15 protein-coding genes are annotated in these 13,959 nt (G+C 27.5%); 4 read left to right on the top strand and 11 right to left on the bottom strand.

All coding sequences use genetic code 11. The annotated features are described in order from the left end of the window. Positions 1-41: 41 nt before the first annotated feature. The 11 genes from Q1A46_RS16960 to Q1A46_RS16910 form a co-directional block, all read right to left on the bottom strand. Positions 42-1,553, bottom strand: coding sequence for a class A beta-lactamase-related serine hydrolase (locus Q1A46_RS16960; RefSeq protein WP_299681657.1), 1,512 nt, complete (start codon positions 1,551-1,553; stop codon positions 42-44). Positions 1,554-1,661: 108 nt separating this feature from the next. Beyond that, positions 1,662-2,198, bottom strand: a complete 537-nt coding sequence (locus Q1A46_RS16955; RefSeq protein ID WP_299681654.1) for a helix-turn-helix domain-containing protein — start codon at positions 2,196-2,198, stop codon at positions 1,662-1,664. A gap of 192 nt (positions 2,199-2,390) precedes the next feature. After that, on the bottom strand, positions 2,391-2,588 hold the full coding sequence (locus Q1A46_RS16950; RefSeq protein WP_299681651.1) for a hypothetical protein: 198 nt from the start codon (positions 2,586-2,588) through the stop codon (positions 2,391-2,393). A gap of 129 nt (positions 2,589-2,717) precedes the next feature. Further along, positions 2,718-3,245 carry a molybdopterin adenylyltransferase gene (gene mog / locus Q1A46_RS16945; RefSeq protein ID WP_299681648.1) on the bottom strand — a complete coding sequence of 176 codons (528 nt, stop codon included), beginning with the start codon at positions 3,243-3,245 and terminating at the stop codon, positions 2,718-2,720. Between the two features lie 23 nt (positions 3,246-3,268). Further along, on the bottom strand, positions 3,269-4,480 hold the full coding sequence (locus Q1A46_RS16940; RefSeq protein ID WP_299681645.1) for a peroxiredoxin: 1,212 nt from the start codon (positions 4,478-4,480) through the stop codon (positions 3,269-3,271). A 110-nt stretch (positions 4,481-4,590) separates the two neighbouring features. Then, positions 4,591-5,004, bottom strand: a complete 414-nt coding sequence (locus tag Q1A46_RS16935; RefSeq protein ID WP_299681642.1) for a DUF805 domain-containing protein — start codon at positions 5,002-5,004, stop codon at positions 4,591-4,593. Between the two features lie 42 nt (positions 5,005-5,046). Then, complete coding sequence (locus tag Q1A46_RS16930; protein ID WP_299681639.1) at positions 5,047-6,381, bottom strand: DUF58 domain-containing protein; 1,335 nt, start codon at positions 6,379-6,381, stop codon at positions 5,047-5,049. 6 nt (positions 6,382-6,387) lie between these two features. Continuing rightward, on the bottom strand, positions 6,388-7,386 hold the full coding sequence (locus tag Q1A46_RS16925) for a MoxR family ATPase (protein WP_299681637.1): 999 nt from the start codon (positions 7,384-7,386) through the stop codon (positions 6,388-6,390). Position 7,387: 1 nt separating this feature from the next. Further along, positions 7,388-8,596: a DUF4350 domain-containing protein gene (locus tag Q1A46_RS16920; RefSeq protein WP_299681635.1), complete on the bottom strand. Its 1,209-nt coding sequence runs from the start codon at positions 8,594-8,596 to the stop codon at positions 7,388-7,390. Beyond that, positions 8,596-9,297: a hypothetical protein gene (locus Q1A46_RS16915; protein ID WP_299681632.1), complete on the bottom strand. Its 702-nt coding sequence runs from the start codon at positions 9,295-9,297 to the stop codon at positions 8,596-8,598. Before Q1A46_RS16915 ends, Q1A46_RS16920 begins: the two co-directional genes overlap by 1 nt. Further along, complete coding sequence (locus Q1A46_RS16910) at positions 9,294-10,259, bottom strand: stage II sporulation protein M (RefSeq protein WP_299681629.1); 966 nt, start codon at positions 10,257-10,259, stop codon at positions 9,294-9,296. The genes Q1A46_RS16915 and Q1A46_RS16910 overlap by 4 nt, the downstream gene beginning before the upstream one ends. A 21-nt stretch (positions 10,260-10,280) precedes the next feature. Here Q1A46_RS16910 and Q1A46_RS16905 point away from each other — a divergent pair, with 21 nt between their 5' ends. The 4 genes from Q1A46_RS16905 (at position 10,281) to Q1A46_RS16890 (ending at position 13,839) form a co-directional block, all read left to right on the top strand. After that, positions 10,281-11,096, top strand: coding sequence for an RDD family protein (locus tag Q1A46_RS16905; protein WP_299681626.1), 816 nt, complete (start codon positions 10,281-10,283; stop codon positions 11,094-11,096). A gap of 14 nt (positions 11,097-11,110) precedes the next feature. Then, complete coding sequence (locus tag Q1A46_RS16900) at positions 11,111-11,893, top strand: LytTR family DNA-binding domain-containing protein (protein WP_299681769.1); 783 nt, start codon at positions 11,111-11,113, stop codon at positions 11,891-11,893. A 101-nt stretch (positions 11,894-11,994) separates the two neighbouring features. Then, positions 11,995-13,143 carry a serine hydrolase gene (locus tag Q1A46_RS16895; RefSeq protein WP_299681623.1) on the top strand — a complete coding sequence of 383 codons (1,149 nt, stop codon included), beginning with the start codon at positions 11,995-11,997 and terminating at the stop codon, positions 13,141-13,143. 3 nt (positions 13,144-13,146) lie between these two features. After that, positions 13,147-13,839 carry a hypothetical protein gene (locus Q1A46_RS16890; RefSeq protein ID WP_299681620.1) on the top strand — a complete coding sequence of 231 codons (693 nt, stop codon included), beginning with the start codon at positions 13,147-13,149 and terminating at the stop codon, positions 13,837-13,839. The last annotated feature ends 120 nt before the right edge of the window (positions 13,840-13,959 follow it).

The following is a 13,959-nucleotide window of genomic DNA, read 5'->3' as shown; positions in this document are numbered from 1 at the left end:
GAAATTTAAAACTTCTCTGCTTTTTATCTTTTTAAGTAGAATTACTTCATATTTCTATCCATAATTTCATTACCAAAATCAGGAAAATATTCTTGTAATATTTTTTGCCATATTTTCATTCCGTTTTCAGAATTAGATAGTATTACAATTCCTTTTTTAGACTGTAAAGAAATTAAAGCTATGGTTTTGGTTCCATAATCTCCACCAGTATGCATTAAAACAGTTTCATTGTTTTTTAAATTAGGTAAGATTTGCATACCTAAACCCCAGAATATTCCTTGCTTTTCTTTTGACTGTGGTTTTACAAACTCTTTATATAAGAACTTAGAAATTCCTGCACCGTTTAAGAGATGAACTAAAAATTTAGAGTAATCTTCTGTTGTAGTTAATAAATTGGCAGCAGCGTTAACCGAAGTGTATTTTTCAAAAGCTATTGCTTTATCCTTTTCATTGTGTTCTACAGCATAATTATTTTCTTTGATTTTCGAATTCCAATTAAAAGATGTGTTTTTCATTCCCAAAGGTTCAAATAATAATGCTTCTGCTATACGTTCAAAAGGCTTTTTCAATTTATTTTCTATAGCTTTTCTCATATATTCAAATCCTTCGCCAGAATATTCCCATTTTGTTCCAGGTGCTCTTACAAAATTTAACTTTTGGGTTGGTGTTAAATATCTCCAATTAGGTAATCCTGATTGGTGTGACAATATATTACGAACAGTAAGTTTTTGTAAAAACTCATGATCTTTTATATCTGAATCAATATAATATTTCGATAAAGGTTCATCTAAACCAATTTGTCCCGAATCAACAAGTTTCAGTACAACATTTGCAACAACAGGTTTGGTTAATGAGGCAACTTTGTAAATACTGTTTAAATCAGTCTTTACAAGGTCTTTTTGATAGCCAAAAGCTCTCAATTGTCTAATTTTAGCTTGTTCTATATAACCAATTGATAGTGATGTAATTTGATGTTTTTTAAGAAGTTTTTCTATAATCTTATCATTTTCAAATAGAGGAGAAGGATAGTTAATTGTAAATTTTGAGCCATAATTAGTTTTAGGTTCTTTATGATCATAACTCAAAACTCTAGCTAATTTCCATTGTTTATTTTCTATCTTCCAAAGAGAAGTAAACTTAGCTATATTGGTAAGATACGGTTCTTTGTTTGTTTCTTTTATGTAGAATAAATGAATTCCTTTTTGAATAGCACCATAAGTTTCACCATTATTCTTTAATCTGAAAACATCTAAACTTTCATTTACGACTTTTCGAATAGGTTTTTTATTTGTGTTAGAGCATATACTTTCTTTAAATCCTTTGAAAAATTGTGCTCTATTTTGAATTCCGTTTTCGTCATGATAAAACTCAAAATCAGTAGCAATATATTTTTCTAATAGAGAAAAATTACATTTATTAAAACCTTCTTCAAAAAATAAACTATCAATTTGTTTCAGTTCATTAAAGAGTTTCGAATTTTTAGAAATTTGTGCTCCTATTTTTATTGAAAAAAGAACTATAAGAATTAATATAAGAGTATAAAATTGCTTCATAATTTTGATTGTGATTAAAAATTTAAATGATGAAGCAATATTCCGTAAATCAGAATAAAAGAAACCCGAAAACAGCCCGAAAATAACCTGACAAAATCACGACAAGGTTTATAAGAAGTTGAATTTTAGTTTTATATAGTTTTTTTGATGTTTATCCAATCCAACTGTATTTACTAGGATGATGGTGATGTTTATTAAGATTAAAAGAATCATTACTGGTAATGTTAGTCTGATTTCTGAAGAAAATAATCGATTAGCAAATGGACTTAATAGAATTAAAATAGTAGAAATAATTGTCCAGAATATCTGAATTGAGATAATCTCTTTTGTTAAACGATTGTATTCTTTTTTATAATAAACAATGGCAAATGGAATAAGAATATTTACTAGAGGAATAGCAACAAAAGGTAAAGAAGATAAATTAATTAATTTAATAAGTTTGATATTTATACTTTCTTCATTTTTTTGACCGTTTAAATTTTCTTTATCTATGTTTAAAGCTTTTGAGATAGCATTTAAAGTATGACCTTTTAAAGGAGCACCAGCTTCTATTCTTTGAATAGTTCTAACAGATATTCCAGATTTTTCAGCTAGTTCTTCTTGTGTAAGATTAAATTTTTTTCTGTAAGCTAAAAGTTTAGACATTATTGAAATTTAATTGGTATTAAAATGTATTATGCTTGTAAAAGATATGAATACTGTCTCTTATTTTTAGTTCATTTTTTATCATCTGAATTCAATTTTTTTCAAAATTAAAAATAAAAAAGTAGCCATTACAGAGCAATGACTACTTAAATTTATCTTTTAGAAGATTATATTCTTAAAATTACTAAAATTTTATCCACCAGTAGAAGGAGAACAAACTCCACTAGCACAGAAACCAGTTGGACAGTGTGGTAATCCTGTTAAACAAGCTAAACCATCTGTAGCAAAACTACATGATGCAATGTATTCAGTTAAAAAACCTCCTACTAATTCTTTTTGTGCGTTTTTGTTTAATTCCTTAATACCTTGGATTTTTAAAATTTTTCTCATAATAATAATTTTAATAAAGATTAATTTGATTGAGATTAAAAGTATAAAAAATTAAGATTAAAGCTTAGGTATATGGTTTAGTTTAACATGTTTTTTAAGAATTATTTAAGTAAAACCTATTGGTGAGTTTTATTTTTTCTTTGGACGAAATGGTTTTATAACTTCATGATTACACTCCAAATATGGTCCGTTCATTAAATCAATACAATATGGAATAGCAGGGAAAACAGCATCTAAACATTCACGAATCGATTTCGGTTTACCAGGTAAATTCAGAATTAAACTTTCGTTTCTAAGACCAGCAGTTTGTCTAGATAATATAGCTGTAGGAACATATTTTAGAGATTCTGCTCTCATTAACTCACCAAAACCTGGCATCATACGATCACAAACAGCCTCAGTAGCTTCAGGAGTAACATCTCTTTTTGCCGGACCTGTTCCACCTGTTGTAATTACTAAACAACAACCTTTATTGTCAACCATATCAATCATAGTATTTTCAATAACATCTTGTTCGTCAGGAATAATTTGATAAACTTCTGTCCAATCAGAAACTAAGTAATCGTTTAAAGTTGCTATAATTGCTTTTCCACTAAGATCTTCATAAACACCAGCACTTGCTCTATCACTTACTGTGATGATTCCAATTTTTGCCATTATTTTTAGTTATTTGTGATTGGTTATTCGTTAACTAATTCGTTTAAAAAAGAGTCGAAATTTTTAGTGAAATCTGTATATAATTTACCAGTAGCAGGACCATTAAATCCTGTATGAATTTTTCTCACTTTTCCTTTTTTATCAAGTATAATTGTAGTCGGATATGACAAAACGTGATTTAACATTGGTAACTTTTCTTGAGCAGAAATTTTATTAGATGAACCAAATTGAGCTAACAAAATAGGGTAGGTGATATTGGTTTGTTCTTCTAAACGATTTAAATACTCAAAAGCTTCTTCTTTAGTTTTAGCAACTTCAAAAGCTAAGGCAACAAATTCAATTCCTTTTGATTTATTTTTTGCGTAATATTCTGAGTAGTATTTACTTTCATCTAAACAGTTTGGACACCAAGATCCCATAATTTGAACTACAGTTACTTTATCTTTAAAGCGGTTATCTTTTAAAGAAACCATAGTGCCGTTTTTATCAGGAAATGAAAATGAAATCGTTTCATAACCTTCTTTCAAATACGTCAATGATTCAGCATCAGGTAATTCATAGCTGTTGTTCAGTTTAGCTGTAAAAGGCTCTTTCCAATGATTACCAGAATAGAAATGTCCATTCATAGTAGAGTCAGTGACTTTTGCTGTGAATAAAAATGCATGAGCGCCATCAAAAGTAGAAAGTTGTAAAATATCATTATTGATATTACCTTCTAAAAAACGATAATCTCCTGTAGTAGTTCTAAATGTACCTGTAACTTTATTTCCTTCTTGTTTAAATATACCTTTAGCTATATATTTATCTTCTTCTGAATTCGGACTAAAAACTGTTTTCCAATTTCCTGAAATATTAAATACGCTTTTAGAAGTATTAGCGAATCGGTTGGTGTTTTTTTCAGCTGTAAATGGAACAATACGATCTAAACTAGATTTTACAAATTCGCCTTCAAGTCTATTTTCTTTAATTTTTGCTACGAGATAACCTTCAAAAAATGGCATTTGTATTTTTACAGAGTCATTTTTGTAAGTAATTTCATGAACTTTTATTATTTCTTCAGCATTAAAAACATGTAATTCATTTTCATTGATTACCTCAAAAATAAAAGGAAGTTCTTTTTGATCTTGGATTTGTAATGCAGCTCTGTAAGTTCCTTTTTTTAATTTGATTGTTTTAGTTTCAGAAGTACAAGAAGTTAAAATGACAGCTAAGAGTAAAGCTAAGTAAGATTTCATAAGATAAATTTGGTATTAGTACGAAGTAACAAAAAAATCTTACACAATACTAGTTAAAAAAAGAAATCGCCCGAATTGGACGATCTCATTTGTATTTATAATATTTGATATTAATCTTTTCCTATTTGATCAATATTTCTATTATTTCCAATTCCTTTAGGATTATCTCCCCATTTATTTGGCCCGTGTTGGCTATCTGTACACAACCAAACTAATAATAAGATACCTCCAATTAAAGGTATAAAAGCGATAAAATAAAACCATCCGCTTTTACCTATATCATGAAGTCTTCTTACTGCTACTGCTACACCTGGAATTAAAACAGCTAAAACATAAAGCGTGTAAAAGATTCCTATAGGAAATAAGCCTTCACCACCGCTCATAGAAAAACCAATTAAACCATCTATAAAGATAGCGACAAATGCAAAAAGCATATTAAATAGAATGAACATCCAATATTCTTGTCTTCTTGCTCTTCCTTGAAAATCAGCGTACTGTTTCATTACTTTAAGGTACCAATTCATAATAATTATTGTTTTTGAGTTAATTTTTGATTGAGATAAGAATTAAAATAATCCTCTTGATTTTAATTCTAAGTATTTATTGATAGTGTTTCCGGTTAATTCTTTTGGTTTTGTTAAAACCGACTGAATACCGTATTTCTTTAATTCGTTAGCAATTTGTTTTTTTTCGTAAATGAATTTTTCAGCTATAATTGTGTCGTATACATCACTTACTTTTTTCGATTTTTGATCTATAATTTTATTCAGTTCAGTATTTTGAAAAAATACAACTAATAATAAATGGTTTTTTGCAATAGCTCTCAAATAAGGTAATTGACGTTTTAAAGCATCTAAAGTTTCGAAATTAGTATATAGTATTAATAAACTTCTACTTGTTATTTTTCGCTTGATAGACGCATATAATAAACTATAATCAGACTCTAAAAAGTTGGTTTTAATGTTATACAATGCGTCAGAGATTAGATTCATTTGAGAATTACGTTGTTCTGCAACAATAAGATTGTCTATTTTTTGCGAAAAAGAAAACATACCTGCTTTGTCATGTTTCTTTAAAATAGCGTTACTCACTGCTAAAGAAGCATTAATAGAGTAATCTAAAAGCGTTAAATTATCAAAGTGCATTTGCATCGGTCTACCTGTATCAATAATAGAATATACAGGTTGTGATTTCTCTTCTACATATTGATTTACCATTAATTGGTTTCGTTTCGCTGTAGCTTTCCAATTTAATGTTCTAATATCATCTCCAGTAACATATTCTTTTATTTGTTCAAACTCCATTGAGTTACCAATTCTTCGAATCTTTTTATTTCCTTGACTTGTAATGTCGTTAGAAATAGCTTTGATAGAAAAGTCATTTAACTTTAAAAATGAAGGGTAACATTTAACAATTTTAGGTTCTCCTAAAACATATTTTCTAGTAGCAAACTGCAATGGAGAAGATACGTAAACATTCATGTTACCAAAATCGTAATCACCTCTAATATTAGGATTTACTATATAATTACTTTTTCGTTCTTCTTGTTTCTTTAAACGTTCAGTAAGTTTAAAATATCGTAATTGTAATTGGTAAGGTAGTTCTTCTAAGATTACAGCATTTATTTTTATGCTGTAGTTATTCTTTAATGTGATCGTAATCTTATTTTGATCACCATTAGAGAGCTTTTCAGGTAAAAAACGTTCACCAGTAATACCTTTATTTTTAGAAAAGAGCAGTATAATATCTATACAAGTAAAAATACAGATACTGAATAGTAGTATTTTAGCCACATCAAAAAATATAGGAACGAAAAAACCAACTATAAATAATGAAGCTACTAATCCTAAGGCATAAAAAAAGCGATTATTTAAAAATAAAGAGTTAAAAAACGTTTTCATTTACAATTACCTAGGAATTTCTACAGCTTCAATTATTTGCTCAATGATTTGTTTACTTGTAACACCTTCCATTTCACGTTCAGGAGTCACAATTACTCTATGTTCTAAAACTGGAATTGCAGCATTTTTAATATCTTCTGGAGTAACAAAATCTCTTCCTGCTACAGCAGCAAATGCTTTAGAAGCTTTTAAAATAGAAATTGTTGCTCTTGGTGAAGCTCCTAAAAATAAAAATGAGTTAGATCTTGTGTTAACTACTATATTAGCAATGTATTCCAATAAGTTTTTTTCTACTTTAATATTTGTAATTAAGTCTCTAAACTTAAGAATTTCTTCGCCAGTAATTACTTTTTCTACTTTATCTAATTTTTTATCTTTTAGTAAGGCTTGTTCTCTGGTAACAATTTCTAATTCTTCAGCAGCAGTAGGATAATCTACATTAATTTTGAATAAAAAACGATCTAATTGTGCTTCAGGTAAACGATAAGTTCCTTCTTGTTCAATAGGATTTTGAGTAGCTAATACAATAAATGGAGCACTCATAGGATAACGTTTTCCATCCATGGTAATTTGCTTTTCTTCCATTACTTCAAACAATGCAGCTTGAGTTTTAGCAGGAGCTCTGTTTATTTCATCAATTAAGACCATATTAGAAAAAACTGGACCTTTTTTAAATTCAAATTCAGAAGATTTTACATTAAAAACAGATGTTCCTAAAATATCTGATGGCATTAAATCTGGTGTAAATTGAATTCTACTAAAATCAATATCCATTGCTCTAGATAATAATTTTGTAGTAATTGTTTTTGCAACTCCAGGAACTCCTTCAATTAATGCATGTCCGTCAGAAAATATAGCAACAATTAATAGATCGATCATGTTTTTCTGACCTACAATTACTTTATGAAGTTGATTTTTAATTTTATATACACTTTCTTGTAATTCAGAAAGATCTATTCTGTTTTCAAATTCTAAACCGTCGTTTGGAGTAGTTGTTTCTTCCATATTATTTGTTTTTTATAAAATTCTCGATAAGAGAGTTTAGTTGTACTAACTCTTCTTGTGAGCATTGCGATCTTTTATTAATTGTTGTAATTGTATTAATTAAATATTTTGTGGTATGTTCTGTGTTACCGGATTTAGCTGCTAATTTTTCAATAAATGTTGAATTTAAATTTTGTGTGTCTAAATGGTATTTTGAACGTACTTTTTCTAAGAAATATGTGATTTTCTTATTCACTAAATCTTTATGATTGTCTTCTCTTAAATACAAGTTTGCAATAGTGTGTGTAAAATCTTGAGTTGAATTTTTCAAAGGTTTTAATTCAGGTATTGCGCGTTGTTTTCTTCTGGCATTTAAGAATAAAAATAAAAGTAAGCCTATAAATCCAACATATAGCGCCCATTTTAAAGTTGGATGCTTGTAGAAAAACTGTAATGCAGATTTTTCCTCATCACTATAGTTGTATTTACTACGTTTTGTTTGCGTATCTAATAAAACTGATCTGTCCGGAAGATAAGAGAATACATTTTCTATATATTTTGGAGCAGTATCTTTTAGTAGATAATAATTTGTAAAAACAATAGGTTGGGTATGTAAATATACATTTCCTTCTCCGTGACTAACTTTTATAAAGTTAGGTTTTTTACCTTCGGAAGGTACATTTTGCGATCCTAAAACGACAGTTTTTGTGCTATCTAAGGATTTAAAATAATTCTTTCTAATATTTCTGTCAAAATAGAATTTATTAACCTTAAACTCTTGATTATTGAGATAAAAAGTACCGTCAAGTTCTTTTAAAAATTCAATATCATAAACAGTACTATCTAAATTTTCAGTTTTAAAGTTTAATTCTTTTTCAAAAGTATCATTAAAACTATTTAAGGATAGAAATATATCGTTACCAACAGCCACAAAATCTAAAAGCTTTTTGGTAGTTTTTTTATCTAATTGATAAGCATAAGATTTAATACAAACATAGTTCGCCTGATCATTTGTAGTAACAGGATTAATTAATAAATAATCGTAAATATGTTCATCTAAAACTGTAAACTCATTATAATTAAATAAGGTTTCAAGCTCATTGGCAAAAATATATGTTCCAAAAGGTTCTTTAGAACGCTCTTGGTAGTTTTCTCTCCAATTGGTTTTTTTACAACCAATTAAAGAAAACAATACGAATCCTATTATGTATAATTTAGTCCTTTTTAGCATTACAATTGTTTTAAAAAAGATTCATAATTAGATTCTATTACCTCAAAATTAGTCTGATTAACATTAAATTCTCCATACCAGACGTAATCGTAAATGTATAATAAGTAAGAAAAAGGTTTTCTTAATTCCTTCTTTTGTAAATCGAAAATATATTCTGTATTTGTTTTATCCTTATCAAAAGTAATTAATCCTTTATTAGACATACTTTTTAATAATAACAAATAGTAATAACGTGTTGCGTTCCTATAATCTCCTTTTTGTTTAGATAAAGCAACTAGTTTCCTATAATCTTCATTTTCTAAATACGATTCTTCCTCAGAAGAAAGTATGGAAACACGTTCGACTTTTTTGTTTATAGATGCATTGAACCATTTAAAATCCTCACCTATTAAAGCTTTTACAACAATAAAAATGATAATTAAAGCAAGTAAATAAGGAAATATCGTTACAAAAAAATGCACCACCTTACTAAGAAAAGTAGACGGGAAATTTGGTCCAGTTTTCTTAGGCTTTTTTTCTACATCATCTTTATATTTAAAATCATCAGAATTATATTTAGAAGATAAATCATCGTCAAAATTACGTTGCTTTTCTATACTATTTTCAGGAGGAAAACTTTCGTAAGAGATATCTTCCTCTTGAGCAAATAGTTGTAAACTTCCTATAAATAGGAATATAAAATAGAGTAGCTTTTTAATCATATAGCTTGTTGTTTTTTAGCTACTTTATATGGGAATATTAAATAGTAATATGAAATTGTAACCAAACAGAATAAAATTATTAATACACAGAAGAATGCAGGCATTCTGTTATAATGTCGTGTTACATATCCTTCTAAAAATGCGGCTGCAAAAGTAAAAGGAATTGTACTTAAAAAGATAAAAAAAGCTTCTCGCAAGCCTTTTTTAAAAGATTCAAAACGTTTTAAAGCTCCTGGAAATAAGATGCTTGCACCAATAATATATCCACAACCTGCTTCAATTATCATAGCAAAGATTTCATAGGTACCATGAATCCAAATTCCTAATAAACTATCAACTAAAGAATTGTGTTGGTAAAAGAAAGCCTGAAAAACAGCTACCATAATTCCATTAATCATAATATAATATCCAGAACCAATTCCAATAAAAAGTCCAGATAAAAACATGTTTAAACCAACTCTAAGATTATTATTAAAAATTCCAATGAAACTTCCCCAAGTACTACCTCCTTTATAAATAGCAAGTGCATCACCACTTTCTATATTTTCTAGAGTATGATCTACATAACTGTTTCCTAGAATTTCACGAGCGAAATTTTCATCATTAAATGTAGAGAGTAAACCTATAAAAAAGAAAGTGAAAAATACAGCAAAAGAAATATACATGTATTTTTTATGCTTAAACAATAACAAAGGAACTGTTTCTAAAAAGAAAGAGAAAAATGTGTTCTTACTTTGTTTTTTAGTATGATATATTTTGCTGTAACTACTCTTTGCAAGTTTATTTAAATAAGGAACAACATTACTTTTTGGATAAAATGATTGCGCATATGACAAGTCATTCATTATTTGAATGTGAAGGTGCGCGATTTCATCAGGAGTTTTTTCAATTTTATTTGAAATTACTTCTTCGAATTCAAGCCATTTTTCTTTATTTTGCTTTATAAAAGCGATCTCTCTCATAGAGACAAATGTAAAAATTGTATGAACACACTACAAGTAAATACTACACAAAATGTTAAAATAAATTTTGAGATGGCAAATGTCGGTCAACGTTTATTAGCTTTTGTGATAGATAATATCGTAAAAATTGCTTACATCTACGTTTTAGCTAAGTTCGTAGATTTCGATACAGTAATTTCAAATATAGATCAAGATCGTTGGTCGAAAATAGCTGTACAAGTATTGTTTTTTCTGCCTATTACATTTTATTCTTTATACTCAGAAGTATTAATGAATGGACAAACCTTAGGAAAAAAAGTAATGAATATAAGAGTAATAAATTTTGAAGGTTTTAAACCATCATTTTTAGATTATACTATTCGCTGGTTTATGCGTGTAGTAGACTTTAATTTTTTCATTTTAATTTTTGTGTTCTTTTACGATAATTTAGCAAGAGAAGAGTTTTTTGTAATGTTGTATCTTATTTTTTTAGCAGGTAAAATGGCTGGTTTTCTTTTAATTATTTTCACAAAGAACAATCAAAGAGTAGGAGATTTCGCTGCTAATACAGTTGTTGTTTATTTAAAAGATAAGGCTAGTTTTTCTCGAACTATTTTAGAAGAAATCAAGGAAGATTATAAACCTAGATTTTCTAATGTTATTAAACTTTCAGATAATGATGTTAGAATTATAAAAGATACTTACGTAAAAGCCAGAAGAAATAAGGATTATAATACTTTAATCAAATTACGATCTAAAATAGAAGAAGTTACAAGTATTAAAAAGCCAACAGAACTTACTGATATCGAATTTATAGATGTTGTTTTAAAAGACTTCAATTATTATACTCAAGATTAAATATTACTACATTGATGTTGCTTTTAGATAAATCATTTTACAAAAAAGAAAAACTATTCAGTTTTTTGCCAATTTCTTTTGGTTTAATTTCTGGAATTGCAGTTTTTTATTTTTTGTATTTTTTTGAAGCATATGGTATTCAAAAAGGTGTTTCTTATTCAGGTCATTCACATTTATTTAGAAGTATAAGTTTTGGGGTTTTAACTTTTACCTATCTATTTTTTTTAGAGTCGTATGTGAAGTCTAGATTTCAAGTTATTACTCTTAGCAAACAATTTTATTGGTATTTAAGTTTAATAGTTATAGGGAATCAGCTGATTTTCTTACTTTTTAATTTCTTTTGGAATTGGCAAGAATGGAATATAGAAGCTTATCTTTTAATTCAGAAAGAATTTCCTTTAATGATGTTTTTTCCACTTTCTTTTTATTTAATGATTCAAGCTTTTTCTAAAGAAAAAGAAACAAAATTATCTACATATTTATTTTTGAAATCGGACAACAATAAGGATCACTTAAAAGTAAAAATGGAAGATTTTTTATGTGCAATGTCTTCAGGTAATTATATAACAATTACATATAAATCTAATGGAATAGTAAAGGAACATCTTATACGAAAAACGTTAAAAAAATTAGAAGATGAGCTTAAAGATTATCCTACAATTAAAAGAAGCCATAGAAGTTATTTAGTAAACACATCAAATATTCAATTAGTAAAACAAATAAAAGGTAAATTTTATCTTGAAATATTAGAATTAATAGTACCGATCTCTAAACAATATCAAAAAACGTTTATTTAACATCTATCTTTCATCACAAATACGCGTTTTTAATCCCTAAGTTTCTTTTTTATAGCCTAATATCAATACAAGTCTTCATATTTGTATAAAACAAAAAACAAATGAGAAAGACTTATTTGATAATTATAATCACTTGTGTTTATACCTTTTTTTCTTGTCAATCAAAAGCTGAAAAAATAAAAAATGAAGATAGTTCAATTATTACCAATCGAATAGATTCATTATTCACAAATGAATATGCACAAGATAGATTTCAAGGTGGAATTGTAATATCAGAAAAGGGCAAAATTATCTATGAAAATTATTTAGGAATTGCAGATAGAACTTGGGGGATTTCTGTAGATAAAAACACTAAGTTTGATATTGCTTCTGTAAATAAATCGATGATAGCTGCCTTAGTTTTAAAAGCGGTTGAGGATAATTTACTTCATTTAGAAGATAAATTAGTAGATCTTTTAGCTGACTTTGATTATCAAGGTAATTTTCATTCTGAAATTACTCTTCATCATTTATTATGTCACCGTTCAGGTCTAGCAGATTACGATAGTGTTTCCAACGAATTAAAAAAGGATAACTTTTTGAAGTTTAAACGTTCTCAATTTTCAAATGGTGAGTATGTAAATTTTATCAGTAAATTACCTCAATTATATTCACCAAATGAAAGGTTTTACTACAGCAATTTTGCATATCATCTTTTAGCTATTGTTTTAGAAGTTACTTATAAAATGCCTTTCAAAGAGATCTTAAAAGAAAAGTTGACAATTCCATTAGGATTAAGAAACACAATATCGGTTGATAAAAACAATCATATCATTGAAAAGTTAGCCAAAGATTATTGTTATGATGAAAAAAGCAAAGCATGGTTACAAACACCTTTTATAGATTTAAGTTTAGGTAGAAGAATATTTTCTACGTCATTAGATTTAAATAAATGGGCTCAAGTGATAGGAAATCCCGGTTGGTTATCTAAAAAATCATTGAATTTGTTAACTAAAAATCATCAGAATAAAACGGAAAATATTAGTTACGGTTATGGTTGGGTCGTTTTTGATTTAAATACTAAAAGTAAGATTGGAGATTTAAAAATAAGTAAGCCTTATATCATTCATGGTGGAAGTACAGATGGTTATAAATCAATGCTTATTAATATAAATAATCAAGAATATGTGATTAGTTTTCTAAGTAACCTTGGAAATAATACAAATGAATTGGTTTTAGCACAAAAAATTGTTCAAATTTTAATTCAATAAATAATGAAATTTCAAAGTAAAATAATACTCTTATTGTTTTTAATGTTCGTAACTAGTCTTTATGCACAAAAAGAAAAGGTGATTGGTTTTTGGAAAGTAGAAAGTGTTTCGGTAGGAAACAGAAGTAAAACACCTGTAGCTAAATGGATGAAAATTAATTCTGATAAATCTTATGAATCAGGAAATGGGTGGTTACAAAATTCTAAAGGACAATGGAGTTATGATAATAAAACTAAAACTTACAAAACTGTAGATCCGTTAAATATTGCAGATGAATTCGGATCTTTTTTGGTTTCTTTTGATAAAGAAAATATGATCTGGAAAAGGAATGAAGATGGGATGGAAGTAAAAGTTACTTTAATACCAATTACAGAAAAACCAATGTCTCCGGCAGATTATTTTAAAGGTATGTGGCAACAAACGAGTGTTTCAAATTTAAAAAAAGAAAGGAGATATAATAAATTACTAATTCGATGGGATAGAATCTATGAAAAATACGACGAAAAAGGGAATAAAGAGTTGGGCTATTGGCATATTCATGGTCACAGATCAGAGGTTACTTTTATTCCTCATAATTTGAAACAAAACAGAGAAAAATGGAAAATTTCAACAAATGAAAAAGAATTAAAAATGATAGGGATTTCAGAAAATAATAAAGGAATTACAATAGATTATATACGAAAGAATACACTTTAATACATAAAAAAAGAGGAAGTTTTAACTTCCTCTTTTTTTATTCTTTGTCCCGTCCTGAAATAAGTTTACACAATTTAGACTTATTTTATGAATAACAATGAATCCAAGAAAAAGCGAACT

Origin of the sequence: uncultured Tenacibaculum sp. (genome assembly GCF_947502995.1) — a bacterium.
Taxonomy (GTDB): domain Bacteria; phylum Bacteroidota; class Bacteroidia; order Flavobacteriales; family Flavobacteriaceae; genus Polaribacter.
Note: the sequence above shows the minus strand (reverse complement) of the source record. Positions and strands in the feature narration are given on the sequence as shown.